This window comes from Pseudomonas fluorescens (assembly GCF_030344995.1).
Classification (GTDB): domain Bacteria; phylum Pseudomonadota; class Gammaproteobacteria; order Pseudomonadales; family Pseudomonadaceae; genus Aquipseudomonas; species Aquipseudomonas fluorescens_BF.
In genome coordinates this window covers 3758222-3783016 of record NZ_CP128260.1, presented here as the reverse complement: position 1 = coordinate 3783016, position 24795 = coordinate 3758222, and the positions used below count along the sequence as shown (strand labels likewise).

The window sequence follows — 24795 nt, the reverse complement described above, 5'->3', positions numbered from 1 at the left end:
TCTCTAAAGAAGTGGATCGATGGCGCTCAACGGCGCCTCGGCGCTGTAGTCGTCGGCGAACGGAATGGCCGGCTGGAACAGGGTTTTCCAGTCCGGTCGGCCAAAGGCCCGGTCGCTGTGGCTGCGCATCAGTTTTTCGTATTGGCGTTGGGCCTGGCGTTGCAGAGTGGGGTAGTCGACTCCGTTGACCTGACCGTCGTGCATCACGCAGCGACCGTCGATGAAACTGGCGATGCAGTCGTCGCCGCGCCCGGCCAGCAGCAGGTTTTTCAGTGGATCGAACAGCGGGCCCAGATGCAGGCCGCGCAGGTTGAACACGGTGATATCCGCTGTGGCGCCGGCGGCCAGGCGACCGAGGTCGTCGCGGCCCAACGCCTTGGCGCCGCCGAGAGTCGCGGCGTTGTACAGATCGAGGCTGCTGGTCAGTGCCGAGCCGCCCTCCATCAAGCGGGCGATGTTCAAACCGTGGCGCATGTTTGCCAGCAAGTCCGCCGGCCAGGTGTCGGTGCCGAGGGCGAAGTTGATGCCCTTGGCGCGATAACGGCCAAACGAATTCAGCGCCTCGCCATCGCGGGCGAACACCAGCGGGCAGTGCACTAGACTGGCGCCGCCGTCGATGACTCGTTGCAGATCGTCATCGCCGGAGGTGTAGATGCCGTGGGGCAACAGACTGCGCGGGGTGAGCAGGTCGAGTTGCTGCAACCAGCCCAGCGGCGAGGTGCCGTGCAACTGTTCGACCATCGCCATTTCACCCAGCGCCTGACAGCAATGCAGGCGCATCGGCGCGTTCAGCTCGCGACTCAATGCGGACGTGCGCTGAAGCAGCGCCGGGGTGCAGGTCTGGATGCGATCCGGCAGCAGCGCGCCACGAATCAACCCGGCGTGTGCGCCATCGAAATCCTTGAAAAACCGTTCCGCCGCGTCCAGTCCGGCCAGCCCCCGCGCCTCATCCCAGTGATGGGCGAGGGTGCCGTCGGCGCGCCAGTAACTCATGCCGCTCATGTAGCAGGGGCCGAGATACGTGCGCAGCCCCAGTTCGCCCGCCACATCGGCGACCGCTGCGAACTCGTCGTAGGTCTCCGCCCATTCGCGGTAATACATCGAGGTGATCGGCATCGCCGTGGTGATGCCGTTGCGGATCAACTGGGTGAAGGCGTAGCGGTATTTGAAGACTTCTTCTTCGGGGCTGAACGACTCACGCGGGCCGGTCGCCAGATACTCCGCCGACCACATCCGGCCCATGACGCGTTCATCGCCGTTGTCCAGGGTCAGCACCGTGGAATCGAGATCGCCGAGGGCATCCAGGTCGATGAAACCGGGGCCGATCAGCGCATTGCCGTAGTCGATCCACTGATCCACCGGCCCTTGGTAACCGCGCCCGACAAACTCGATGCGCGAGCCGGCGAATACCACTTCGCCGTCGCGCCACAGCACATGTTGCGTGCCGTCGAAACCGACCACGCAACTGGCCTTCAGGCCGATCCGTTTCACAGACGGCTGCCCAGCAGACGACCGCCACTGGCGATCAGTTCACCGCCGCGATAGACCTGGCGCACCGGCCGCGCGACCACGGCTTCACCGAGGGTTTCGACCGGCATCAGCAGAAAGTCCGCAGGCTTGCCGATGTCGAAGCCGTAATCCTTGATCCCCAATGCACGAGCGCCGTTGACCGTTGCCGCTTCGAATGCCGCCGCCAGTTCATCGTCCTTGCCCAAGTCGAAACGGAACGCCAGCAACATCGCCCGTTCGAGCATGTCGCCGTTACCCATCGGCGACCACGCATCACGGATGCCGTCGGAGCCCAGGCACACGTTGACCCCGGTTTCACGCAGTGCCAGAAACGGTGGCACTGCGCAGTCCGCCGGCGCCGAACTCATCAGCGAAATGCCAAGTGCAGCAAGGAGTTCGGCGACGGGTCTGACCTGGCTCCACGGCAGCATGCCGAGGCAATAGGCGTGGCTGATCATCACCCGGTTTTGCAGGTTGAAGCGCTCGGTGTAATCGGCGATCCGGGCGATCTGCCACAGGCCCAGTTCACCTTTGTCGTGCAGGTGAATGTCGACGCCGCGCTGGAATTCGCTGGCCAGTTTGAACACGAAGTCCAGTTGTGCGATCGGGTCGTTGTCGATGCCGCACGGGTCGAGCCCGCCGACGTTCTCCACGCCCAGGGCCATGGCTTCGCGCATCAGTTCGGCGGTGCCGGGGCGGCTGATCAGGCCGGTTTGCGGGAACACCACCAGTTGCAGGTCGATCAGGTCGTTGTAGCGTTCGCGCAGTTGCTGCATGGCCTCGACGTGACGCAGGCCGAATTCCGGGTCGATGTCGACGTGGCAGCGCATGGTCAGCGAGCCCCGGGCGATGCAGTTTTCCAGCAGGTCGCCGGCGCGTTCGGCGATCGGCGCTTTGACTTCACGCAGGACGCGGCGCTCGTTGCTGATGTAGTCCTTGAGCGTCGGGCCGGCGCTGTTCGGGCGCCAGGGTTGGCCGTAGAGGGTCTTGTCGAGGTGGACGTGGCTTTCCACCAGCGGGGCGGTCAGGAGCTGGTTCTGGCCGTCGATGTCGGTGGCGGCCAGCGGGGTGCTGGAGGCCGGGCGGCGTTGGGTGAATTTGCCGTTTTCGATCAGCAGGTCTTCGGCGGGGGCGCCGTAGGGGCGGATGTTTCTGAGCCAGCGGGGGGCAGTCATTGGAACCTCGTTTGTTCTTTGGATTTTTTTGCCCTCACCCTAGCCCTCTCCCGGAGGGAGAGGGGACCGACCGAGTCGTCTCAGGTAATACGCCGACCTGAGAGACCGAGTCGATTATGGATTCAGAGCAAAACGTTCAGGTCGGTGTATTTCTTGAATATTCCCCAATCGGTTCCCTCTCCCTTTGGGAGAGGGCTAGGGTGAGGGCTGCGGTTTCGGATCAACCCTTAAGCTTCGACCAGATCCGATCCTGCAGCTCCCGCGCCTTGTTGCTGCATTCCTTCTCCGGCCGCAGGCGCGAGGCGTATTCCTCGGGCATGTTGATCGCGTCCATGACCTTCCATTTCGCATCCAGCAACTGATCGCTCTGAATCCCGTTGGCGTAGGCAATCGCATTGGACACGGCCGCCGCGTTCTCGGGTTTCATCATCCAGTCGATGAAGATCTTCGCGTTGCCCGGATGCGGGGCACTTTTCGGTACCGCGAAGTTGTCCTGGAACATCGCCAGGCCTTCTTTCGGGTACACGTATTTGATCGTGCTCTTCTGCAACGTGGCGCGGGCCGTCGAGCCGTTCCAGTTCTGCATCATGATCACTTCGCCCGAGGCCATGCGGTCGACGGTGTTGTCGGAGCTGTACATCTTCAAAAACGGTTTCTGTTTTTGCAGCAGTTCGAGAATGCGCTTGGCGTCCTGCGGGTTTTCCGTGCATTCGTCGACGTTCAGGTAATGGCTCGCGGCATTGATCACGCTGCTGGAAGTGTCGAGGGCGGCGAGTTGGCCTTGCAGTTCCTTGCGCGGTTCGAAGAACTCCTTCCACGAGTCGTCGAGCTTGCCGCCCGGCACCCGTGCGCTGTCATAGGAAAACCCGGTGGTGCCCCACAGGTATGGCGCCGAAAACTTGCGGCCCGGGTCGAAGCTCGGGTCGCGGAACGGGCCTTTGACGTACTGGAAGTTGTTCAGGGTCGGGGCGTCGATTTCCAGCAGCAGGTCCTGCTTGATCAGCGTCTGCATGATCGACTGCGACGGCACGATCACGTCATACGCCGCGCCGCCGGCCTGCAACTTGGCGAGCAGGGTTTCGTTGCTGTCGTAGCCGTCCATGGTGACCTTGATCCCGGTCTCCTTTTCGAACTTGGCCAGCAGATCGACCGGGTAGTAATCGGTCCAGTTGTAGAAGAACAATTCCTTGGGCTCGGCGGCGTGGGCGCCGAACGCGGTGAAACAACTCAGGGCCAGACCGGATACTGCCAGACGCATGTTTTTGACTTTCATGAGCACGCTCCAGGTTTATTGTTGTTTGCCGCGTTGGCCGAGCCAGAAGGCCAGCACCACGAGAACGATGGAAATCACCAGCATCAGGGTCGAGATCGCGTTGATCTCCGGCGTCACGCCGGCCTTGATCGCCGAGAAGATGTACACCGGCAAGGTGGTCGAACCGGGGCCGGCGACGAAGAAGGTCATGATGAAATCGTCGAGGCTGACCACGAATGCCAGCACCGAACCGGACAACACCGCCGGCCACAGCAGCGGCAAGGTCACGCGGCGAAACACCTGCCACGGGTTGGCGTACAGGTCGTTGGCGGCTTCCAGCAGGCTCTTGTCCAGATCGTTCAGGCGTGCGCGGATCGGCAGGTAGGCGAACGGAATGCAGAAGCCGATGTGCGCGACGATCACCGTCATCAGCCCGAGCTTGATCCCCAGCGCCATGAACAACAGCAGGGTGGCCACGGCGGTGACGATCTCCGGCAGGATCAGCGGCAGGTTGATCCCGCCTTCGACCATTTTCTGCCCGTAGAACGGTCGGTAAGTCGCCAGCGCCGCCAGCAGCGCAATCGCCGTGGCGCATACGGTGGCGATGGTCGCGACGATGATCGAGTTCAGCGCCGCCGTCTGGATCGACGGGTTGGCCAGGATCCGCCCGTACCAGGCGAACGAGAACTCGGTCCACACCGTCGCCGAGCGGTTGGCGTTGAAGCTGTAGACGATCAACACCAGGATCGGCACGTACAGGTAGGCGAGGATCAACAGGCTGATTTCCCGGGTCGCCGGGAGTTTTTTCAGGTGCAGAGAGATCATGCTTTCGCTCCCCGGTTCAGGGTTTTCGCCGCGCTGCGGCTGTAGAGGGCGTAGAGCACCAGTGACAACAACAGAATCCCCAGCAGCAGGAACGACAGCGAACTGCCGAGTGGCCAGTTGCGCGCGGTGCCGAATTGCTGCTGGATCAGGTTGCCGATCATCAGGGTCTTGCCGCCGCCGAGGATCGCCGGGGTGATGAAGGCACCGAGGCTCGGCACGAACACCAGCAACGCGCCAGCAATCACGCCGGGCATCGACAGCGGCAGGATGATCCGTCGCAGCGCGTGCCAGCGGTTGGCGCCCAGGTCATAAGCGGCTTCCACCAGGCGCCAGTCGAGTTTTTCCAGGGTCGAGTAGATCGGCAAAATCATGAATGGCAGAAAGCTGTAGACCAGACCGACGCTGACCGCGAAGTCGTTGTAGAGCAGAGTGATGCCACCGGCACTCGGAAACAGCGCGTTGAGGCTCTGGGCGACCCAGCCCTGTTCGCGCAGGATGATCAGCCACGCATAGTTGCGGATCAGCAGGTTGGTCCAGAACGGAATGGTGATGAGCAACACCATCAGGTTGCGCCGGCGCGGGGTCAGGCTCGACATCCACAACGCCACCGGAAAGCCGAACAGGAAGCACAACAGCGTGGTGCCACCGGCCTGGAACACCGAGCGCAACAGCGCCTGGGCGTAGACCCAGTTCAGTTCCAGTTCGCCGTCGAAACCTTCCTGGAAAAACAGCTGCACGTAACTCTGCAATTGCCATTGGGCCTGCCAGTCGACGCCGCCGTAGGTGTTGCGCGGCAGCAGGCTGATGTAACCCATGATCCCCAGCGGAATGGCGATCAGGGCAAGCAGGGTCAACACCACCGGGCTGAGCAACAGCGCACGGTTGAGGGAGGGGGAAGTGCTGCTGACGCTCATCTCAGGCCTCCATCAACAGGCAGGCCTGGGGCGGCAGATGCACCGCCACGCGCTCGCCGACCGCCCGACCACGGTTCAGGCCTTCGTTGTTTTCCCGCAGCATGACTTTGATGTCGTTGTTCAAGCGGCACTGGTACAGCGTCGCTGTGCCGACATACAGCACGGCCTCGATCACCCCGCGCAGATGATGCGGCTGATCTGCAGTGACCAGTTGCGAACGCTCGGGACGAAACGCCAGTTGCACGCTGCTGCCATTGACGCCCTGTGGCGGGCAGGGGATTTCCACCGGCATGCCGTTGGGCACGAAGATGTTTTCGTTGTGTTCGCCGCGCTTGAGCTGGCCGGGCAGGAAATTGATGTCGCCGATGAACTGGGCGACGAAGCGGTGCTGCGGACGTTCATAGATGTCGGTCGGGGTGCCGATCTGCAGGATCTTGCCGGCAGACATCACCGCGATCCGGTCGGACAGGGTCAGGGCTTCTTCCTGATCGTGGGTGACGAAGATGAAGGTGATCCCGGCTTCCTGCTGCACGCGCTTGAGTTCGACCTGCATTTCCTTGCGCAGCTTCAGGTCCAGCGCCGACAGCGGCTCGTCGAGCAGCAGCACTTTCGGCTTCGGCGCCAGAGCCCGGGCCAGAGCCACGCGCTGCTGCTGGCCGCCGGACAATTCCGCCGGTTTGCGCCCGGCCAGGTGCTCCATCTGCACCAACGCGAGCATTTCGTCGACCCGTCCCGGAATCGTCTTGCGATCAAGACCCTGCATCTCGAGGCCGAAGGCGATATTCTGCGCGACACTCATGTGCGGAAACAGCGCGTAACTCTGGAACACCGTGTTGACCCGACGCTTGAACGGCGGCAGGTGGTTCACCGTTTCGCCCGCCAGGCGGATCTCGCCGTCGCTGACGTGTTCAAATCCGGCGATGGTGCGCAGCAGGGTGGTCTTGCCGCAGCCCGATGGGCCGAGGAGGGTGAAGAACTCGTTGTCGGCGATGTTCACCGACACGTTGTCGAGGGCTGGCGCCAGGCCAGGATCATCAGAATACCGCTTGGATACGTTACGCACTTCAATGGCTATTGGTTGACCCATAATGGTGCAATCCTCTAATTATTGTATGCAATATCTGAATGCAATTTAGAAATACCCGGATTAATCTGCTGGCGCAACCCCCCATTTCCCTGACTGAGTCATCCGTCGGGCAGCGTTGCCAGCATTGAAGGAGTTTTCAAATGACCGAGAAAAAAACGGAAACCACGGTCGACCGCGTCTACCAAGGGGTTTACGAGGCGATCAGCAAGCGTTCGCTGCGCCCGGGGATGAAGCTGGGCGAGGCGTCGCTGGCGGAGTTGTTCAATGTCAGCCGCACGTCGGTTCGTGCCGCGCTCAAGCAACTGGAGGCCGACGGACTGGTCACCACCGAGCCCAATAAAGGTGCGTCGGTGTCGTTGCCCAGCGATGAAGAGATCCGTTCACTGTTCGAAACCCGGCGCCTGATCGAGATCGGCATCGTCACCGAACTGTGCCGGCGCAAGGACTCAGCAGCGATGCAGGATTTGCGCGATCACCTGTTGCTGGAAGACGAGGCCCACGAAGCCGGTGATCACGAACGGCTGATTCACCTGCTCGGCGAATTCCACCTCAAACTGGCCCGCAGCCTGAACAACCCGGTGCTGCTCGACTGGTTCCAGAAGCTGATTTCCCGCGCTTCGCTGTACGCTGCCGCGCTGGATGACGACAGCCACGAAGCCTGCCGCGACGACGAGCACCTGCGATTGATCGAGTACATCGAGGCCGGCAACCAAAGCGCGGCGATCGAGCTGACCTGCATGCACCTGGACGGCATCCAGAAGGCCATCCTCGACGTCGCTGCGAAGCTCAAGACCGGCTACCATCCGCTCAAACACCTGATCGAAGTCTGAACGTCGAGCCGGGGTGAAATCGGCTATACCTCTAATGAAACCATCGCTGCCCGGCGCGCTCGAAACAGACGGGCGCGGCGCTTGAACGCGCAGCGATAGAACCTGACCACCACAAGGCGTTGAAGCAGCCGATGCAGTTTTTATCCGATAGCCATGGGTGTGACGGCTGGCAAGGCGAGATGGCCGGGCGAATCCGTGCGTTCGACTGGAGCGGCACGGATCTGGGCTCTCTCCAGACTTGGCCGGCCAGTCTGTGCAGCACGGTGCAACTGATGCTGGCCTCGCCGCTGCCGATGGTCATGCTCTGGGGCCATGCCGGCTACATGATCTACAACGACGCCTATTCCCGGTTCGCCGGCGGCCGGCATCCGTACCTGCTCGGATCACCGGTGGAGCTGGGCTGGCCGGAGGTCGCCGAGTTCAACCGGCATGTGGTCGACACCTGTCTGGCGGGCGGCACCCTGGAATATCGCAACAAGGTGCTGGTGCTGCTGCGCGATGGCGTGCCCGAGGACGTCTGGCTCGATTTGTATTACAGCCCGGTGGCCAACGATGCCGGGGTGCCTTCGGGCGTGATGGCGATGGTGGTGGAAACCACCGAACTGGTGCTGTCCGAACGATTGCGCCAGGCCGCCGAAGACGCCTACCGCGCCGACAATGAGCGGGTGCGTCTGGCGCTGAATGCCGGGGCATTGCTTGGCTCGTTTGTCTGGGACGTCAGAAATAACGTGCTTTCGGCCGACGAGCGATTCGCCCGCACATTTTCCTTTCCGCCGGATCAGGACCTGACCAACCTGCCGCAGCACATTGCTGAAGCGCACATTCATCCCGATGACCGTCCCTGGGTGCAGGAGTGCGTCGAAAATTCGGTGCGCACCGGCGAACCCTACAACGCCGAGTACCGGGTAATACGCGCCGATGGCAGCTTTCTGTGGGTATTGGCCAGCGGTTGCTGCGAGTTCGACGAGCAGGGCCAGCCATACCGTTTTCCCGGCGTGCTGATCGACATCCACGAACGCAAGACCGCCGAAGAGTCCCTGCTCAAGTTCACCCGCAATCTCGAACAGCGTGTCGCCGATGAAGTCGAGGCGCGCCTCAGTGCGGAGGAGCAACTGCGCCAGTCGCAGAAACTCGAAGCCATCGGCGGCCTCACGGGTGGCGTGGCCCACGACTTCAACAACCTGCTGCAAGTAATCGCCGGCAATCTGCACCTGCTGGCTCGCCATGAGCCGAACAATATCAACGTCCAGCGCCGGGTCAGCGCCTCGCTGGCGGCCGTGGAGCGCGGCGCCAAGCTGTCTTCGCAACTGCTCGCGTTCGCCCGCCGCCAGCCGCTGTCGCCGGCGGTGTGCGATCCCCGGCAGATCTTCGAAGGCGTCGGCGAGTTGCTGCAACGGGCGCTGGGCGAAATCATTCAGATCGAGGTGCAACTGCCGGACGAACCGTGGCACATCAACGTCGATCGCAATCAACTGGAAAACGCCATTCTCAATCTGGCGATCAACGCCCGCGACGCCATGAAGGGAGAGGGCACGATTGTGCTCGGCGCCGCCAACCTCTCACTGGACCGGGCATTCTGTTCGGGCAAGGGCATCGTGCCGGGGGATTTCGTCCGGGTCTCGGTCAGTGACAGCGGCGTCGGCATCGCCCCGCACATGCTCGAACAGGTGTTCGAACCGTTCTTCACCACCAAGGCCGACGGCCAGGGCACCGGCCTGGGCTTGAGCATGGTGTTCGGCTTCGTCAAACAGAGCGGCGGGCATGTCGAGATCGACAGCCAGGTGGGCCAGGGCACGCGCGTGCAGTTGTACTTCCCGCGCAGCCTGCGAGCGGTGGGTCAATCGGCGCCCAGCGTGGAGAAACCCCTCACGGGTGGCAACGAGACAATTCTTGTGGTCGAGGACAACGAAGCGGTACGCACCTCCGCCGTCGAGCTGTTGCGTGAAGAAGGCTACCGCGTATTGATCGCCGGCAACGGCGACGCGGCCATGCAGATGTTGATGGAAGGCGCTCGGGTCGACCTGATCTTTACCGACGTGGTCATGCCCGGCCTGATCAAGAGCTCCGATCTGGCGGCGTGGGCCAAGGTGCAGATGCCACCGGTGGCCGTGCTGTTCACCTCGGGCCACACCCGCGACATCATTTCACGCAACCACCAGCTCAGCCCCGACACCCATCTGCTCGGCAAGCCTTACGGCCCCGAAGCACTGTTGCAGATGATCCGAACCGTGCTCAGTGCCTGAGCTTCGAATCCCTTGACCAAGGCTGGCCAATGACCTCCAAGCGCAGCTCCAATTCCGCCACCGGCATGGTTCGCGTGCGCGGCGCCCGTGAGCACAACCTGAAGAACGTTGACGTCGATATCCCCCGTGATGCGCTGGTGGTGTTCACCGGAGTGTCGGGCTCGGGCAAATCGTCGCTGGCGTTTTCAACGCTGTATGCCGAAGCCCAGCGGCGCTATTTCGAATCGGTGGCGCCTTATGCGCGGCGGCTGATCGATCAGGTCGGGGTGCCGGACGTCGACTCCATTGAGGGCCTGCCACCGGCCGTGGCCCTGCAGCAACAGCGCGGCACGCCAAGTACGCGTTCGTCGGTGGGCAGCGTGACCACGCTGTCGAGCCTGATCCGCATGCTGTACTCGCGCGCCGGCAGCTATCCGCCGAATCAGTCGATGTTGTATGCCGAGGATTTTTCACCGAACACGCCACAAGGCGCCTGCCCGGAGTGCCATGGACTGGGCCGGGTTTACGAGGTGACCGAGGCGTTGATGGTGCCCGACCCGGAGCTGACTATCCGCCAACGCGCCGTGGCGTCATGGCCGCTGGCCTGGCAGGGGCAGAACCTGCGCGACATCCTGGTGACCATGGGCATCGACGTCGATATTCCATGGCGCAATCTGCCGAAAAAGCAGCGCGACTGGATTCTCTTCACCGAGGAAACGCCGACGGTTCCGGTCTACGCCGGGCTGACGCCGGAAGAAACCCGCGTCGCCCTCCAGCGAAAAATGGAACCGAGTTATCAGGGCACGTTCACTGGCGCCCGGCGCTACATCCTGCACACCTTCACCCATTCGCAAAGTGCGCTGATGAAGAAGCGCGTGTCGCAATTCATGCTCGGCAGCCTCTGTCCGTTGTGCGATGGCAAGTGCCTCAAGCGCGAGGCGCTGTCGGTGACGTTTGCCGGGCATGACATCGGCGAGTTGTCGCGGATGCCGCTGCTGCAAGTCGCCGAAGTGTTGAAGCCGGTGGCGGATGCGAGTTGGCTGGAAGAGGCCGATGAAACCGGTGAAACCCTGACCCACCGCCAGACCCGCGAAGCCCGCCAGCAGCGCGTGGCCCATGGCGCCAGCGGCCACGCCAACGCGCCGGACGTGCGCCATACGCCGAACCTGTCGCTGGAAAAACGCCTGGCCGCGCAGCGCATTGCCGAGGACTTGCTGGAGCGGGTCAGCACCCTGACCGATCTCGGCCTCGGTTATCTGGCCCTGGAACGCAGCACGCCGACCCTGTCGTCCGGTGAGTTGCAGCGTCTGCGGCTGGCCACCCAACTGGGTTCGCAATTGTTCGGCGTGATCTACGTGCTCGACGAGCCTTCCGCCGGGCTGCACCCGGCGGACGGCGAGGCGCTGTTCGAGGCGTTGCAGCGTCTGAAGGCCGACGGCAACAGTGTGTTTGTGGTCGAGCACGATCTGGACACCATGCGCCGCGCCGACTGGCTGATCGATGTCGGCCCGGCAGCGGGCGAAAAGGGCGGGCAGATTCTCTACAGCGGCCCGCCGCCGGGCCTGGCGGCGATCGAGCAGTCGCAGACCCGCGCCTATCTGTTCGCCGAACAGAAACGTACCACACGCGCCGCGCGCAAACCCTCGGGCTGGTTGAAGCTCGAGGGCGTCACGCGCAACAACCTGAATAACCTCAGCGCCGAATTTCCACTGGGCTGTTTCACCTCGGTTACCGGCGTCTCCGGTTCCGGCAAGTCGAGCCTGGTCAGCCAGGCGCTGCTGGAACTGGTCGGCGCACAGCTTGGGCGCAGCGTCAGTGACGCCGAGCCGGAAGAACTCAGTCTGGAAGATGAGTCCCCGACTGCCAGTACCGGCCAGGTCAGCGCCGGGCTGGAGTCGATCAAGCGTCTGGTGCAGGTCGATCAGAAACCCATCGGTCGTACTCCGCGTTCGAATCTGGCGACCTACACCGGGCTGTTTGACAACGTGCGCAAACTGTTCACTGCGACCGACGAGGCGAAAGCGGCGGGTTACGACGCCGGGCAGTTTTCCTTCAACGTCGCCAAGGGTCGCTGCCCGACCTGCGAAGGCGAGGGATTTGTCAGTGTCGAATTGCTGTTCATGCCCAGCGTGTATGCGCCATGCCCGACCTGTCACGGCGCGCGTTACAACCCCGAAACCCTGGCCATCCTCTGGCAGGGCTTGAGCATCGCGCAGGTGTTGCAACTGACAGTGGACGAGGCGGTGACGGTGTTTGCCGAGCAGCCGGCGATCCGCCGTTCGCTGGAGGTGCTGCGCGATATCGGCCTCGGTTACTTGCGCCTCGGGCAACCGGCGACCGAACTGTCCGGGGGCGAGGCACAGCGGATCAAGCTTGCCACCGAACTGCAGCGCAACCAGCGCGGCGCGACGTTGTACGTGCTGGATGAACCCACCACCGGTTTGCACCCGAGGGATGTCGACCGTTTGCTGGAGCAACTGGATACGCTGGTGACGGCGGGGCACACGGTGATCGTGGTCGAGCATGAAATGCGCGTGGTGGCGCAGAGCGACTGGGTGATCGACATCGGACCGGGGGCGGGGGATCAGGGCGGCAAGATCGTCGTGGCCGGGACACCGCAGAAAGTGGCGACGAGCAAGAAAAGCCGGACTGCGCCGTTTCTTGCTCGCGCCTTGAGCCGATAACTACGTCGCCAGGGCCGGCCTCATCGCGGGCAAGCCCGCTCCCACAGAGTCTGATGTATTCACGAGTTTGTGTACGGCACAAAAAACTGTGGGAGCGGGCTTGCCCGCGATAGCGGTGTATCAGGCGCCGTCGAGCGTGCGGCGCACCTTGTCCAGCAATTCACGGATCTGGAACGGCTTGACCAGCATCTCCATGCCCGCACCGAGGAACACCTGGCGGTTAATCGCGGTTTCCGCGTAACCGGTCATGAACAGGATCGGCAACCCCTCACGCCAGCCCCGGGCAACGTCCGCCAGTTCGCGGCCGCTCATGCGCGGCAGACCGACGTCGGTCAGCAGCAGGTTGATCGACGGGTCGTTCTGCAGGCGCTCCAGCGCGGTTTCGATATCGCCGGCCTGGGTGCAGCGGTAACCGGCGTCCTCCAGCACTTCGGTAACGAACAGCCGCACGGACGGCATGTCTTCGACGATCAGCACATGCTCGCCAGTGCCCTTCGGATCAATCGTCGGCAGCGGCACATCGGCGGCGGTCGGGTCACTGGTCGCCGGCAGCATGATCGTCACTTCAGTACCGCGTCGGGCAACACTGCGGATGTGCGCGTCGCCGCCGGACTGACGGGCGAAACCGTAGATCGTCGACAGCCCCAGCCCGGTGCCCTGGCCCAGCGGTTTGGTGGTGAAGAACGGCTCGAACACCTTGTCGATGACGCTGTGCTCGATGCCGGTACCGTCATCGCGCACCGACAGCGCCACGTAGGAACCGTCGGTGAGGTTCGGATCGCCGTGAGAGTACGCGGCATAAGTGCTGACCCAGATATTGCCGCCCTGAGGCAACGCGTCCCGGGCGTTGATCACCAGGTTGAGCACCGCGCTTTCCAGTTGAATCGGGTCGACCAGCGCAATGGCTGGTTTGGTGGTCAGTTCAAGCTTGAGGGCGATGCGTTCGCCGATGGTGCGCACCAGCAATTCTTCGAGCGAGCGCACGTGTTCGTTGATGTCCACCGGCCGGGTGTCGAGCGGTTGCTGGCGGGCGAAGGCCAGCAGGCGATGGGTGAGTGAGGCCGCGCTCATCGCCGAGTTCAGGGCGGCTTCGGCGTAGAACCGGACCTTGTCCGGACGGGCATCGGCGACGCGTTTCTGGATCAGTTCGAGGCTGGTGATGATCCCGGTCAGCAGGTTGTTGAAGTCATGGGCGATGCCGCCGGTGAGTTTGCCTAGCGCATCCATTTTCTGTACTTGCAGCAGCTGCGATTCGGCGCGTACCCGGTCGGCGACTTCCTTGGCCAGTTGCGTGGTGGTGTCGTCCAGCCGCGCCAGGTGCGAGCGTTCGCGGTGACGGTGTTCGGTGACGTCTTCGACGAACACCAGGCTCAGTTTCGGGGTGCGGTAGGGGGAAATCTGCCACTCGGTTTCGCGGATCTCGCCCTGCACGCGCATGTTCAGCGTGCCTTTCCAGCGCTCGCCGTCCACCAGACGCAGGCGTAACTCCTGAAGGATCGCACCTTGATCGTCAGCGAAACACTCGTTGAGTGCCTGGGAGTCGAGGTTGTCCTGGATCAGTTGGGAGAACGCGTGATTGCACTCGTGGACCTTGAGCTCGGCATCGAGTACCGCAATCGGAGCCGAGACATTGACGAAAATCTCGCGAAAACGCGCCTCGCTTTCACGCAACGCGTTCTCCGTGTCGCGTACTCGCAGCAGGGTGCGCAACGTTGCCAGCAGTACATCGGGATCGACCGGGTGAATCAGGTAGGCATCGGCTCCGGCGTCGAGGCCGGTGATGATGTCGCCGGTCTGGATCGACGCCGCCGACACGTGGATCACCGGGAGCAGGGCAGTACCCGGATCGGCGCGCAGTTCACGGACGATGTCGAACCCGCTCATGTCCGGCAGGTTGACGTCGAGAATCAGCGCATCCAGCGGTTCACTGGCGATCAGGGCCAGGCCTTCGCCGCCGGTGCCGGCCTCGAACACTTCGTAGCCGTGGCGCTCCAGGCGCCGGCGCAAGGCGTAGCGGGTGGCGACGTTGTCATCGACGATCAACAGACGGATGTCATGTTTCATCGACGTTCTCCTGGGCTATCGCCAACGGAATGATCACGAAAAAGCTCGAGCCCACGCCCGGCGTACTCTCGACACCGACCTCGCCACCGAGCAATTCGGCGAAACGCTTGCACAGCGACAGGCCAAGCCCGGTGCCGCGCAGGCGTTTTTGCAGCGGCGAGTCGACCTGTGAAAAATCTTCGAACAGAGTGCCATGCAATTCCGGGGCGATACCGATGCCGGTGTCGCTGACGGCGAACCGCACTTTGTCCTGGCCTTCGAGGCGTGCCGAGACCCGGACCTCGCCACGGGTGGTGAATTTCAGCGAGTTGGAAATAAAGTTGCGCAGGATCTGCGCCAGCTTCTTGTCATCCGTGAAGAGTCGCGGCAGGCCCACCGGTTCTTCGAAAATCAGGTCCACCGCGCTGGCGTCGACGATCGGCCGGAACATTCCCCGCAGTGCGGCGAACAGATCGAACATGTCGAACCACGCCGGGGAAATGGTGATGCGCCCGGCCTCGATCTTCGCCAGATCGAGCAGGTCGTCGACCATGTCGCTCAGTTCCCGGGCGGCGCTGCTGACAAACGCGACCTGCTTGTGTTGCTCGGGGCTGAGCGGGCCGTCGAGTTCGTCCGCAAGCAGGCTGTTGATACTGAGGATCGAACCCAGCGGTGTGCGGAATTCGTGGCTCATGTACGACAGGAAGCGGCTTTTCAGGTCGGACGCCTGACGCAGTTGTTCGGCCTGGGTGTCGAGTTCGGCGTACAGCGCGAGCACGCCCTGATTGGTTTCGTCGAGTTCTTCGCGCAATGCGGCGGTTTCGCTCTGCAACCGGGCGATCAGCGCCGATTGTTCAGCGCTGCTCAAGGTCGGGGACTCAGCCATGGGCGGCCTCCAGGGCAACGACCAGCACCGTTACATCGTCGCGCCCGCGGCAGAAATCGCGGTGCAGGACGGTGGCTATCACGGCGGGATGGCGATGCACCAGACCGGGGTAGTCTTGAAGGTTCCAACGGGACTGCAAGCCGTCGCTGTACATGATCAATAGATGTCCGTTCACGTGAGCATAGTCAAAGGGCTGGGCTTTTCGGTATTGGCCACCGACGATTCCGGGGTGCGAGGCCAGTCCGCGGGATTTGTCGGCCGTCACCAGGCTGGCGCCGATGTTGCCAACACCGGCATAGGTCAGGCTGTCACGTTCGCCATGAAACTGCGCAAACGCCACCGCGCCGCCACGGGTGCCGATCATTTCCCGGTGCAAGTCTTCCATCAGCGGCACCGGGGCGCCGAAGGGGGTCAGGGCGAAGGCTTTTTCACCGGCCCGTCCGGCGCGCTCGGCGTCTTCGCCATGGCCCAGACCGTCGACGATCAGGGCGCTGATGTCTGGCCCGTTGAACGCCAGATGCCAGACATCACCGCACGCCGGGTCGTTGTGCAGTGAATGCTGACTGACGCCGAAGCGCCGGTCCGGCTGTCGATCGGTTCGCGGATACAGCCGCGCCAGCAATACGGCGCCCCGAGCGTCGGCGTACACATCGAAGACTTCGGTCTGGCGCGACACCGCACCGAGGCCGATCCCCTGCGTGCCGCCCGTGGAAAAACCATCGGCCATGCACGCATCGAGATCGAAGCCGCCGGCCCGGTCGACTGCGAGCATTTCGAGGCCGAAACCTTCAGCCCGCTTCAACACGCGCAGGTGCAATTCGCCGTGCGTCGCATGTTTCAGCACGTTGCTCGCCAGTTCCGTGGCCACCAGCGCTACACGTCCGGCATCGCGCTCATCGAAACCATGCTGCTCGGCGAGTTGCTGCGCCGTGCGCCGGGCATGGCCGATCTGGCTGCTGTCCTCAAGGGGCAGTACTCGGGTCAGACTCCCGCTGATATTCATGTCCATCGGGTGATCGTTATGCGTGTGCCTTCGCCGGGCGCGGTGTCCAGTTCGAACTCGTCCACCAGCCGTTTGGCCCCGGTCAGCCCGAGCCCCAGCCCGCTGCCGGAGGTCCAGCCGTCGGTCATCGCCAGTTTGATGTCGGCAATGCCCGGGCCTTCATCGCGAAAAGTCAGGCGCAAGCCGACCTTGTGGTTGTCGTCGAGGATCTGCCAGTCCATGTCGCCGCCACCGCCGTAGACCATGGTGTTGCGCGCCAGCTCGCTGACGGCGGTCACCAGTTTGGTCAGGTCGATCAGGCGCATGCCGCATTCGGTGGCCAGTTTGCGCGCCAGTTGCCGGGCGAGCACCACGTCCTGCTCGATGTGAATCGGTTGCGTACCGCTGCTGCGCACGGTCATTGCTGGCGTACTCGTTCCTGCAACAGTTTCATTCCGCGCTCGACGTTCAGCGCGGTGCTGACGCCCGGCAGGTTCAGACCCAGCTCGACCAACGTGATCGCGACCGCCGGTTGCATGCCGACCAGCATGGTTTCGGCGTCCATGATTTTCGACAGACCGGAAATGGTGCCGATCATCCGGCCGATGAACGAATCGACCATGTCCAGCGCCGAGATGTCGATCAACACCCCGCGCGCCGAGGTTTTGCTGATGCGCTCGGACAAATCATCCTGCAGGGTGAGGGCGAGCTGGTCATGCATGTCGACCTGGATGGTCACCAGCAGAAAGTCGCCCATCTGAAGAATCGGGATACGTTCCATTGGTTAAACCGTCTTGGCAAGGGTGATGCCCAGGCGGGTCAGCGCCAGTTTCAACGCGTCGGCCAGATTGGCCTTGGTCACCACGCCTTGCAGGTCGAGGCCCAGATGGACGATGGTCTGGGCGATCTGCGGACGCACGCCACTGATGATGCAATCGGCGCCCATCAGGCGGATCGCGGTGACGGTTTTCAGCAGGTGCTGGGCCACGAGGGTGTCGACGGTCGGCACGCCGGTGATGTCGATGATGGCGATTTCCGAACCGGTGTCGACGATGCGTTGCAGCAGGGATTCCATCACCACCTGGGTACGTTGCGAGTCGAGGGTGCCGATCATTGGCAGCGCAAGGACGCCATCCCACAGTTTGACTACCGGGGTCGACAGCTCCAGCAGTTCTTCCTGCTGACGCTTGATCACCGCTTCACGGGATTTCTGGAAGGTGCGGAGGGTGTGCAGGCCGAACGCGTCGAGCAGTTCGGAGATTTCCCAGAGCTGTTCGGCCAGCAGCGCCGGTTGTTCCCGGTAATGGCTTTGCAGCAAGGCGAACAGCGGACCTTTGAGGGCGAAGATGAAACTGGCGGTCTGTTGCGAATCCTGACCGAGCAGGGCGCGGCTGTGGGACAGTTTTTCGAGGAACTGACGGGTAGCCTCCCAGCCCGGCGCGGCAATGTTGGTGCCGTTGTCGTTTTCCAGTCCGTGGACGACCAGTTGCAGGAATTCGCTGGTCTGCTGCTGCAAGTCGTGTTCCTTGAGATTGCGGGTGGCGCCGTTGTCTTGCAGCCCTTTGATCCAATCGCCCAGCAGTTGTGCCTGTTTGTTTTTAATCGCATCGAGTGTGCTGTTCTGCAGTGCTGCCATGTGCCTGTTGCTCCATTGCGAATTGGGGGCCGGTTCTTCGGAAAATGACCGGCGCGAAGTGAATGACCTTGGCCGTTTGAAATAGTTGTTCGTTCCCGCGAGGATATTTTTGATCTACCGCACGGAACGCACCGATAACTCTAGTCGCGATGGCCGGGAGCGCCGGTTTTTCGCGCAAAACGACGGACCAAAAAAAGAGGCCGCGTCCAATGGAGGCGGCCTCTTGAGGTGTGTTGTGTCTACTTGCTCGGGTGTTTGGCCTGCAATTCCTTGGCGGCGGCCAGGTGCTTTTGCAGCCCCGGGAGCATTTTCTGGGCAAAACCCTTGAGCTCGGTGGCGCCCTTGACCTTGTCGTCGGTCACGGTGTTGGCCTGTTTCTCGAACAGCTTGATGGCTTCTTCGTGGGCCTTGACCTGATTATTGGCGTACGCCGCATCGAAGGATTCATCGCGCATGTCGAGAATCTTTTCCTTGGCCTGTTTGACCAGCGTCGTCGTGTCTGGCACTTCGATGTCGTTGGCCTTGGCTATCGTCGCCAGTTCGTCGTTGGCCTTGCCGTGGTCGGTGATCATCATGTTGGCAAAGGCCTTGATGTCGGCCGACTGGCTTTTTTCCAGCGCCAGGCGGCTGGTTTCGATCTCGGCGATGCCACCGGCCGCGGCGTTGTCGACGAAGTCGTTATCGGTGGCGGCGAAGGCCGAACCCATGCCGGTGCTCAAGGCCACGGCCAGAAAAAGATGACGCAGTTTGAATCCGTCCATTGGTGTTTCTCCACGCAGGTTTTTGTGAGCGTTATTCAATGGAGGGAAGTCGCCGACCAAAGGTTTTATCGCATTTGCGAAAGGGCGACGAACGGGCACCGCTGGTCTGACAGGTGGTCGACAGAACCGGTCAACCGAGGCCATTCTGATACCTGGCCAGCGCAATCGGTCGCGTTGGCTGCCGATCAATTGACGGAGGTGTTCCATGCCGGTGACCCATGATTTGTTACAGGACTTGAAACTGACAAAGGAAGAGATCCAGCAACGACGCACCGCGGATCCACATCTGGATGCACTGATCAACAAGTATTCCCAGGCGGACGCCGAAGTCGTCAAGGCCGAGACGGCGACCTCGGATGCACCCAGCGACGACACCTTGAAGAAACTCAAAGAGAAACGTCTGCAGGTCAAAGACAAGATCGTCGAGCAGTTGCAGGCTCGATCCTGACCGTCAGTCGCGCCACCGGCCCTCGGTGGTAAAACGACGGGAACGACAGCCCCGACCGGCACCTCGAATGTTCAGAGTCTTTACATCGCGACTCTCAGCGAGGTGCCTTATGAACAAACCAAAATTCCCCAGTGAAGAGCAGGGCGCATTTGACCCGGTTCCGACGCATCCAGAGCCGAACAGTCCGGCGCACACCGTCCGTGATCCTGAAGAGGAACGCAAAAGCGAGGAAGTGCCGGAAGACGAAGATCCCGACAAGTTCGATCGATCCAGTAACTGACCGGCTGCCATCGCCTCACTTCAAGGCCGCCTCCAACGGCAACCGCGCCATGTGCGTGGCCTTCAGCGAGCCGAAATACAGCCACTCGCCATACTCGCGCACCGTGGTGATCGGCGAGTAATTGCCGGCGCTGGCGTCCTGCAGATTGGCGATCACCTTGCCGTCCAGATCCAGCCCCAGCACGAACCCGCGCTTCTCCACCGGTTTGGGCACGACGGTCATCGCCCGCACGATCATCTTGCGTACGAACGGGTGTTCAGCCGTGCGATCCAGCAGCGGATTGCGCGGCGTGTACAGCGCCACCCAGAAGCGATCCCGGCCATTGAAGGCGAGGTTGTCCGGCAGCCCCGGCAGGTTGTCGATGAACAGGTCGTGGGTGCCAGCCTTCGGCCCGGTCAGCCAATAGCGGCTGATGCGGTAAGCGCCGGTTTCGTTGACCAGCACATAGGCATCTTCCGGGCCGAGGGTCACGCCGTTGGCGAACTCCAGCTTGTCCAGCAGCACGACGGTCTGGCCGGTCTGGAAGTCGTACCGTAGCAGGCGTCCGTCACCGCCATGCTCGATGATCGCTTCGCCATCGTGACCGTAACCCCAACGACTGGAGGCATCGCTGAAATAGGCGTAATGCCCGGACTTGTCGATGGCCACGTCATCGGTAAACCCGAACGGCAGACCATTGGCTTCGGTGGTCAGCGCCACCAGCCGACCCTGCGCGTCGAGGGACAGCAAACCCTTGACCCCATCGGCGATCACCAGCAAACCGTTGGGATGCCGCGCCAACCCCAGCGGCCGGCCGCCGGTATCCGCCAGCACCTTGCGCTGCTGGCCGTCGAGGCTGGTGCGCAGCAGGCGTCCGTCATGCAGTCCGGTGATCAGAAAGTCGTTTTCCAGCAACAGCGCTTCCGGGCCTTCGATGTCGCTCGGGCCGACTTGCGCCGCGCCCTTGAGTCGCTGGTTGTCAGCGAATTGGCCTTCGGTCAGCGAGGGCGCCGGTTGCGGCGTCCAGGCGACGGGCTTGACCTTGGTCGGAATCAACAGCAAAAAGCCCAGAACCCCGATAACCAGCAGCAACAGCAGATAACGCCATCTCACACGTGCGCTCCCGCAAGTGCCAGATGCCGGGTCGCCATATCACGCAGGGCCTGCATCGAAGCCGCCGATTCGCGATCAATGCGACGCTTGAGCAGCAGGTGGTTGGCGATGCGCAGGCCGATGCCCTCGAATTGGTAATCGAGGGTGCGCACGAACCGCGTGGCGTCGTTGTGTGCTGAGCATTCATAGGTCAGCAGCAACGACAGACCTTGATCACCCTGGGCCCGCGCGCACCAGCGTCGGCCGGGCAGGTATTCGGTAACCTCCCAGCGCAAATGCCCCTCGCGCCCACCGGCGTGAATGTCCTCGTCGAATCGCGCGCCGGCGTGCAACGCACCGCTGGGGCCGTCGATCTTCAGCGAAGACGGGTGCCACTCCGGCCAGCGGCTGACGGTGGCGGCGTAGGCGAGGACGGCGATCGGATCGCCGGCGATGTCGACTGTGTGCTGCATGCGGGTCATGGGCGTTCTCGAATCGGTGAAAGGGGCGGTTTCCGGCTCCCAGTAGAGGGTGCCGAACAGGTAGTCCATCAGCGGAAAAACGATATTGAAATTGCGCTCCTGCATGCGCTCGCGACGGTGATGCAGCTCGTGCAGGCGGCGCATCTGGCGGATCCACGGCAGGCGGGTCAGCGGGTTCTGCGGCGGCAGATGCTCGCAGGCGTGAAACACTTCATAGGTCAGGTAACCGAACACCATGCAGCCGCCGAACAGCCCGGCGACGTTGCTGTTGACCTGCGCGAACAGCCACCACAGGGGCAGGGTGATCGCCAGCGTGTGCAGCACGATCAGCCAGGCGGGGAACAGAATCACCCGCCAGTCGCGGGCGCCGTCGTAGGTCATGTGGCCGGGGGTGAAGAAGCTGTGATGATCGCCGGCATGCCGGGCGTAGAACATCCGCGCGAAGCTCTTTTTGTGATGGCCGAGATGGCGGTGCACCATGTACACGCCGAAATTGAAGAACAGCAGGGTCAGCGGCACGGTCAGCCATTCCAGCGCCTGCACCTGATGCACGCTGCTCCAGAACGCGCCGATGGCCAGCACACCGAACAGCAGCACGAACGCGCCGTGCACCCATGGGTTGTAGCGGGGATGGATCGCCGCACGGTAGCGGCTGCGAAATGCCTCGGTGGTCTGCCTCACTGCGGTCACCTGCGGATATTGTCGTTATCCCGGCAGATTAGCCGATCCCGCCGTTTGTGCAGGGGCAACCTTCAGGTCACAAGTGCCATGCTCCGGTGTATAGCGGCCGTCAGCTCAACGGGTTCCAGCGCTGCGACCAGTCGTCATCGGCCTTGATCACTTCGCGCAGCAGATCGAACGCCTGTTGCAGGATCGCCGAGTCGCGGTCGCGGGAGTAGACGAGGTAGGTCGGATAGCCGAATTCCGGGGCTTTGGTGACCGGCTCCAGCGCGCCGCTTTCCAGATAGGTGCGCACGACCCGGGTCCGGAAATAGCCGCTGCCGCCGTTCTCCAGTATGTACTGCAGGGCCAGCGGGCCGAGGTTGAAGCTCAGAGCGGCCTTGGCCTTTTCCGGCAGGGCGGCGTCGTGCTGGCGGCGGAAGTCCGGGCCCCAGTCGATGTAGACGTAGGGGGCAGGGCGGCCGGGCGTGGTCACCAGAATCAGCTTCTCTTCCAGCACCTGCTCGACCTGCAGCCCCGGCCAGTATTCCGGTTGATAGACCAGCGCCGCATCGAGCACCCCCAGTTCGAGCTGGCGCAGCAGGTTTTCGCCATCGCGGATCTCCATGCGCAAGGCGTGACCCGGGATTTTCTCTCGCAGCTCGGCGGCCCAACTGAGCATCAGCGGATTGCACAGACTGACCTCGCCACCGATGTGCAGCACGTTGTGATAGCCCTCGGGCAAGGGCAGGTCGCGGCGCGCCGCTTCCCAGGTCTGCACCAGCTGATTGGCGTAGATCACAAAGGCCTCGCCATTGGCGGTCAGCCGCGCACCGGCGCGGTTGCGCACGAACAGCGTGCTGCCCAACTGGCTTTCGAGTTTCTGGACCCGGGCGGTGATTGCCGTCTGGGTGACGAACAGCTTTTCCGCCGCCGCGGCGAGGCTGCCGTGGCGGACGATTTCCAGAAAGGTGCGGGCGAGGTCGATGTCCATGGGCGGGCCGGTGTCTAAGGTCGGGGCATTGTAAGTCAAAAGCCCCTCACCCTAGCCCTCTCCCGGAGGGAGAGGGAACCGATAGGGGAATATTGAGGAAGTACACCGACCTGGAGGATTTGTTCTGAATCCATAATCGACTCGGTCTTTCAGGTCGGCGTATAGCGAAAGACATCTCGGTCAGTCCCCTCTCCCTCGGGGCGGTCCGACGTTTCGGGAGGGCTCGGGTGAGGGGAAAAGCAGACGCCGCGGATTAGCTGACCAGCTCGGTATCAACCACCCGAGCCCAATCCTCCACCAACCGCGCCGGCGTACAGCAAGTCTTGCGCTTGTAGACGAAGTTGCGGCACTTCTCGGCAAACTGATTGCGGTTGTACAGCATGTCCTCCTGCATCTCCTGCAACTCCGCCTCGCGACACTGACGAATCAACACCTGATCGACCCGCAATTTGCGCTCCCGCACCGCCGCATAAGTCGGATCACTCAACACACTGTTGGCCCGTTGCAGCAGCCACAGCGAGAACTCGTCCGGGCAGCGCGGGCCGATTTCCTGGACCATGCCCAGTTGCAGCGCCTGCGCAGCGCTGACCGGCAGACAGGCCTGGGTCAGTTGTTCGGCCATGGCCGGGCCGACGGCGCGGGGCAGGCTGTAGGTCCAGTATTCCGAGCCGTACAGACCCATGCTCTTGTAATGCGGATTGAGCACGATATCGGCGCGGGCAAACACGATGTCAGCCGCCAGAGCCAGCATCACACCACCGGCACCAGCATTGCCGGTGACCCCACTGACCACCAGTTGCCGTGCGCTAAGCAATTCTTCGCACACATCATCGATGGCCTGGATATTAGCCCAGGCTTCAGCGCCCGGATCCTCGGCGGCCTGAATCACGTTCAAATGTACGCCGTTGGAAAAACTGCCGCGTCCTCCCTTGATCAACAGCACCTGAGTGTCGCGGGACTTGGCCCAGCGCAGGGCCTCGACCATGCGCCGGCATTGTTCGGTGCTCATGGCGCCGTTGTAGAACTCCAGCGTCAGCTCGCCGACCTGGCCGGACTCGCGATAACGGATCGGTTGATACGCCTCGTCGCTGAATGGCGCGTTGGCAATCGACCAGTCCAGCAACGGCACGCCAGACAACTGCCCGGCCAGCACATGCCGCGCCGGACGCTTGAAGGTTTCTTCGCCCGGTTGCGGTTTGCGCCGCAACGAGCCGATCCACAGGCTGTGATCACCGGTCGCCACCAGCACCGCGTCGTCATGCACTGCAAGAATCTCGCCGGGCATGCCGGTGCGCTGATCGAGGTGCGCGTCGTACACGTAATACTGCCCGCCAGCGAGGCTGGCGAGTACGCCGGGCTGGCCATCCGCTGCGTCGATGCAGCGCTTGATGAAGCGCGAACAGTCGTGCCAGCTGAAGGTGCGGTCGTCCTGCTTCATGTTCGGCTGCAAGCGCCCGCGCACCTTCGGATCGTTGTAATCCAGTGCCATCGGCACAAAGCCGTCGATGAATTTCTCCACCACTTCACGGATGCAACGGATCGCCGCGTCGCTGACCCGGCCGTTGTAGAGCTCGGATTTGCGCAGGCCTGTCGGCAAGTTGAATTCGCAGGTGGCCCAGACCGGGCCGGCATCCATTTCTTCCACCGCTTGCAGGGCGGTCACGCCCCAGGACGGCAGCTCGCGCATGATCGCCCAGTCCAGTGCGCTGGCACCGCGATCGCCGACGATGCCGGGGTGAATGATGACGACCGGACGCTGGGTGTTGCTCCACAGTGCCTGAGGGACGCGATCCTTGAGGAACGGGCAGATCACCAGATCGGCGCCGCTGTTTTCGATCTGCTCGCACACGGCGGTTTCGTCGGTGAACAGCACCACGCTGGGTGAATGCCCGGCCTGACGCAGTTCCAGCCACGCGCGCTGGGTCAGACCGTTGAACGCCGACGACAGAAGAATGATGTTGAGTGATCGCATGATTGCTCTTCCTTGAAAGGTCAGCCGCAGGCTCCCGGTGAGCCGTCCGTGGCTATCGATGGAGGCGCAAGGTTAGAGACTG

At 62.6% G+C, this 24795-nt stretch carries 22 protein-coding genes; 5 read left to right on the top strand and 17 right to left on the bottom strand.

The features are described from left to right. Positions 1–3 precede the first annotated feature (3 nt). The 6 genes from QR290_RS16755 to QR290_RS16730 form a co-directional block, all read right to left on the bottom strand. Positions 4–1491, bottom strand: coding sequence for an amidohydrolase family protein (locus QR290_RS16755; RefSeq protein ID WP_289203131.1), 1488 nt, complete (start codon positions 1489–1491; stop codon positions 4–6). After that, a complete protein-coding gene (locus QR290_RS16750; protein ID WP_289203130.1) occupies positions 1488–2684 on the bottom strand; it encodes an amidohydrolase family protein in 1197 nt (398 codons plus the stop codon). The genes QR290_RS16755 and QR290_RS16750 overlap by 4 nt, the downstream gene beginning before the upstream one ends. 220 nt (positions 2685–2904) lie before the next feature. Then, a complete protein-coding gene (locus QR290_RS16745; protein WP_289203129.1) occupies positions 2905–3957 on the bottom strand; it encodes an extracellular solute-binding protein in 1053 nt (350 codons plus the stop codon). 15 nt (positions 3958–3972) lie between these two features. Beyond that, positions 3973–4761 carry an ABC transporter permease gene (locus tag QR290_RS16740; protein WP_085695903.1) on the bottom strand — a complete coding sequence of 263 codons (789 nt, stop codon included), beginning with the start codon at positions 4759–4761 and terminating at the stop codon, positions 3973–3975. Beyond that, a complete protein-coding gene (locus QR290_RS16735; protein ID WP_085710121.1) occupies positions 4758–5675 on the bottom strand; it encodes an ABC transporter permease in 918 nt (305 codons plus the stop codon). Before QR290_RS16735 ends, QR290_RS16740 begins: the two co-directional genes overlap by 4 nt. Before the next feature lies 1 nt (position 5676). Further along, positions 5677–6762, bottom strand: coding sequence for an ABC transporter ATP-binding protein (locus tag QR290_RS16730; protein ID WP_096819984.1), 1086 nt, complete (start codon positions 6760–6762; stop codon positions 5677–5679). 140 nt (positions 6763–6902) lie between these two features. On the opposite strand from QR290_RS16730, the gene QR290_RS16725 reads away from it, so the two are divergent. From QR290_RS16725 to QR290_RS16715, 3 genes are all read left to right on the top strand, one after another. Further along, positions 6903–7592 (top strand): GntR family transcriptional regulator, encoded by a 690-nt coding sequence (locus QR290_RS16725; RefSeq protein WP_115078147.1) that lies wholly within the window; start codon positions 6903–6905, stop codon positions 7590–7592. A gap of 131 nt (positions 7593–7723) precedes the next feature. Beyond that, on the top strand, positions 7724–9835 hold the full coding sequence (locus tag QR290_RS16720; RefSeq protein ID WP_289203128.1) for an ATP-binding protein: 2112 nt from the start codon (positions 7724–7726) through the stop codon (positions 9833–9835). 29 nt (positions 9836–9864) lie between these two features. Next, entirely contained in the window at positions 9865–12498 is a 2634-nt protein-coding gene (locus QR290_RS16715) for an excinuclease ABC subunit UvrA (protein WP_289203127.1), read from the top strand. 120 nt (positions 12499–12618) lie between these two features. Here QR290_RS16715 and QR290_RS16710 read toward each other — a convergent pair whose 3' ends face one another. From QR290_RS16710 to QR290_RS16680, 7 genes are all read right to left on the bottom strand, one after another. Then, a complete protein-coding gene (locus QR290_RS16710) occupies positions 12619–14562 on the bottom strand; it encodes a response regulator (RefSeq protein WP_289203126.1) in 1944 nt (647 codons plus the stop codon). Further along, a complete protein-coding gene (locus tag QR290_RS16705) occupies positions 14552–15427 on the bottom strand; it encodes a sensor histidine kinase (protein ID WP_289203125.1) in 876 nt (291 codons plus the stop codon). The genes QR290_RS16710 and QR290_RS16705 overlap by 11 nt, the downstream gene beginning before the upstream one ends. Next, the gene (locus tag QR290_RS16700) at positions 15420–16430 is read right to left on the bottom strand and encodes an ATP-binding protein (RefSeq protein WP_115079958.1); all 1011 of its coding nucleotides are present in this window, start codon (positions 16428–16430) and stop codon (positions 15420–15422) included. The genes QR290_RS16705 and QR290_RS16700 overlap by 8 nt, the downstream gene beginning before the upstream one ends. Continuing rightward, entirely contained in the window at positions 16427–16831 is a 405-nt protein-coding gene (locus QR290_RS16695; protein ID WP_115078142.1) for an anti-sigma regulatory factor, read from the bottom strand. The genes QR290_RS16700 and QR290_RS16695 overlap by 4 nt, the downstream gene beginning before the upstream one ends. Continuing rightward, a complete protein-coding gene (locus QR290_RS16690; protein ID WP_007959463.1) occupies positions 16828–17190 on the bottom strand; it encodes an STAS domain-containing protein in 363 nt (120 codons plus the stop codon). The genes QR290_RS16695 and QR290_RS16690 overlap by 4 nt, the downstream gene beginning before the upstream one ends. A 3-nt stretch (positions 17191–17193) precedes the next feature. Further along, on the bottom strand, positions 17194–18045 hold the full coding sequence (locus QR290_RS16685) for an STAS domain-containing protein (protein ID WP_289203124.1): 852 nt from the start codon (positions 18043–18045) through the stop codon (positions 17194–17196). A gap of 239 nt (positions 18046–18284) precedes the next feature. Further along, complete coding sequence (locus tag QR290_RS16680; RefSeq protein WP_007959465.1) at positions 18285–18806, bottom strand: DUF4142 domain-containing protein; 522 nt, start codon at positions 18804–18806, stop codon at positions 18285–18287. Between the two features lie 205 nt (positions 18807–19011). Between QR290_RS16680 and QR290_RS16675 the strand changes: the two genes are divergently transcribed. Further along, positions 19012–19254, top strand: coding sequence for a YdcH family protein (locus QR290_RS16675; protein WP_039768852.1), 243 nt, complete (start codon positions 19012–19014; stop codon positions 19252–19254). Between the two features lie 109 nt (positions 19255–19363). After that, complete coding sequence (locus QR290_RS16670) at positions 19364–19534, top strand: hypothetical protein (RefSeq protein WP_289203123.1); 171 nt, start codon at positions 19364–19366, stop codon at positions 19532–19534. 15 nt (positions 19535–19549) lie between these two features. On the opposite strand, the gene QR290_RS16665 is transcribed toward QR290_RS16670, so the two are convergent. The 4 genes from QR290_RS16665 to QR290_RS16650 form a co-directional block, all read right to left on the bottom strand. After that, positions 19550–20626, bottom strand: a complete 1077-nt coding sequence (locus QR290_RS16665; protein WP_289203122.1) for an SMP-30/gluconolactonase/LRE family protein — start codon at positions 20624–20626, stop codon at positions 19550–19552. Further along, a complete protein-coding gene (locus QR290_RS16660) occupies positions 20623–21768 on the bottom strand; it encodes a sterol desaturase family protein (protein ID WP_289203121.1) in 1146 nt (381 codons plus the stop codon). The genes QR290_RS16665 and QR290_RS16660 overlap by 4 nt, the downstream gene beginning before the upstream one ends. Positions 21769–21877: 109 nt before the next feature. Then, on the bottom strand, positions 21878–22741 hold the full coding sequence (locus tag QR290_RS16655) for a LysR family transcriptional regulator (RefSeq protein ID WP_289205307.1): 864 nt from the start codon (positions 22739–22741) through the stop codon (positions 21878–21880). A 253-nt stretch (positions 22742–22994) separates the two neighbouring features. Beyond that, positions 22995–24713 carry a hydrogenase maturation protein gene (locus tag QR290_RS16650; RefSeq protein WP_115078137.1) on the bottom strand — a complete coding sequence of 573 codons (1719 nt, stop codon included), beginning with the start codon at positions 24711–24713 and terminating at the stop codon, positions 22995–22997. Between the last annotated feature and the right edge of the window lie 82 nt (positions 24714–24795).

What these genes read in the sequence shown, in the direction of transcription:
- QR290_RS16725 (WP_115078147.1), top strand. Translation starts at nt 6,903, where the DNA reads ATGACCGAGAAAAAAACGGAAACCACGGTCGACCGCGTCTACCAAGGG.
- QR290_RS16710 (WP_289203126.1), bottom strand. Translation starts at nt 14,562, where the DNA reads ATGAAACATGACATCCGTCTGTTGATCGTCGATGACAACGTCGCCACC.
- QR290_RS16685 (WP_289203124.1), bottom strand. Translation starts at nt 18,045, where the DNA reads ATGGCAGCACTGCAGAACAGCACACTCGATGCGATTAAAAACAAACAG.
- QR290_RS16695 (WP_115078142.1), bottom strand. Translation starts at nt 16,831, where the DNA reads ATGACCGTGCGCAGCAGCGGTACGCAACCGATTCACATCGAGCAGGAC.
- QR290_RS16745 (WP_289203129.1), bottom strand. Translation starts at nt 3,957, where the DNA reads ATGAAAGTCAAAAACATGCGTCTGGCAGTATCCGGTCTGGCCCTGAGT.
- QR290_RS16705 (WP_289203125.1), bottom strand. Translation starts at nt 15,427, where the DNA reads ATGGCTGAGTCCCCGACCTTGAGCAGCGCTGAACAATCGGCGCTGATC.
- QR290_RS16750 (WP_289203130.1), bottom strand. Translation starts at nt 2,684, where the DNA reads ATGACTGCCCCCCGCTGGCTCAGAAACATCCGCCCCTACGGCGCCCCC.
- QR290_RS16670 (WP_289203123.1), top strand. Translation starts at nt 19,364, where the DNA reads ATGAACAAACCAAAATTCCCCAGTGAAGAGCAGGGCGCATTTGACCCG.
- QR290_RS16700 (WP_115079958.1), bottom strand. Translation starts at nt 16,430, where the DNA reads ATGAATATCAGCGGGAGTCTGACCCGAGTACTGCCCCTTGAGGACAGC.
- QR290_RS16690 (WP_007959463.1), bottom strand. Translation starts at nt 17,190, where the DNA reads ATGGAACGTATCCCGATTCTTCAGATGGGCGACTTTCTGCTGGTGACC.
- QR290_RS16680 (WP_007959465.1), bottom strand. Translation starts at nt 18,806, where the DNA reads ATGGACGGATTCAAACTGCGTCATCTTTTTCTGGCCGTGGCCTTGAGC.
- QR290_RS16730 (WP_096819984.1), bottom strand. Translation starts at nt 6,762, where the DNA reads ATGGGTCAACCAATAGCCATTGAAGTGCGTAACGTATCCAAGCGGTAT.
- QR290_RS16740 (WP_085695903.1), bottom strand. Translation starts at nt 4,761, where the DNA reads ATGATCTCTCTGCACCTGAAAAAACTCCCGGCGACCCGGGAAATCAGC.
- QR290_RS16715 (WP_289203127.1), top strand. Translation starts at nt 9,865, where the DNA reads ATGACCTCCAAGCGCAGCTCCAATTCCGCCACCGGCATGGTTCGCGTG.
- QR290_RS16675 (WP_039768852.1), top strand. Translation starts at nt 19,012, where the DNA reads ATGCCGGTGACCCATGATTTGTTACAGGACTTGAAACTGACAAAGGAA.
- QR290_RS16655 (WP_289205307.1), bottom strand. Translation starts at nt 22,741, where the DNA reads ATGGACATCGACCTCGCCCGCACCTTTCTGGAAATCGTCCGCCACGGC.
- QR290_RS16735 (WP_085710121.1), bottom strand. Translation starts at nt 5,675, where the DNA reads ATGAGCGTCAGCAGCACTTCCCCCTCCCTCAACCGTGCGCTGTTGCTC.
- QR290_RS16720 (WP_289203128.1), top strand. Translation starts at nt 7,724, where the DNA reads ATGCAGTTTTTATCCGATAGCCATGGGTGTGACGGCTGGCAAGGCGAG.
- QR290_RS16650 (WP_115078137.1), bottom strand. Translation starts at nt 24,713, where the DNA reads ATGCGATCACTCAACATCATTCTTCTGTCGTCGGCGTTCAACGGTCTG.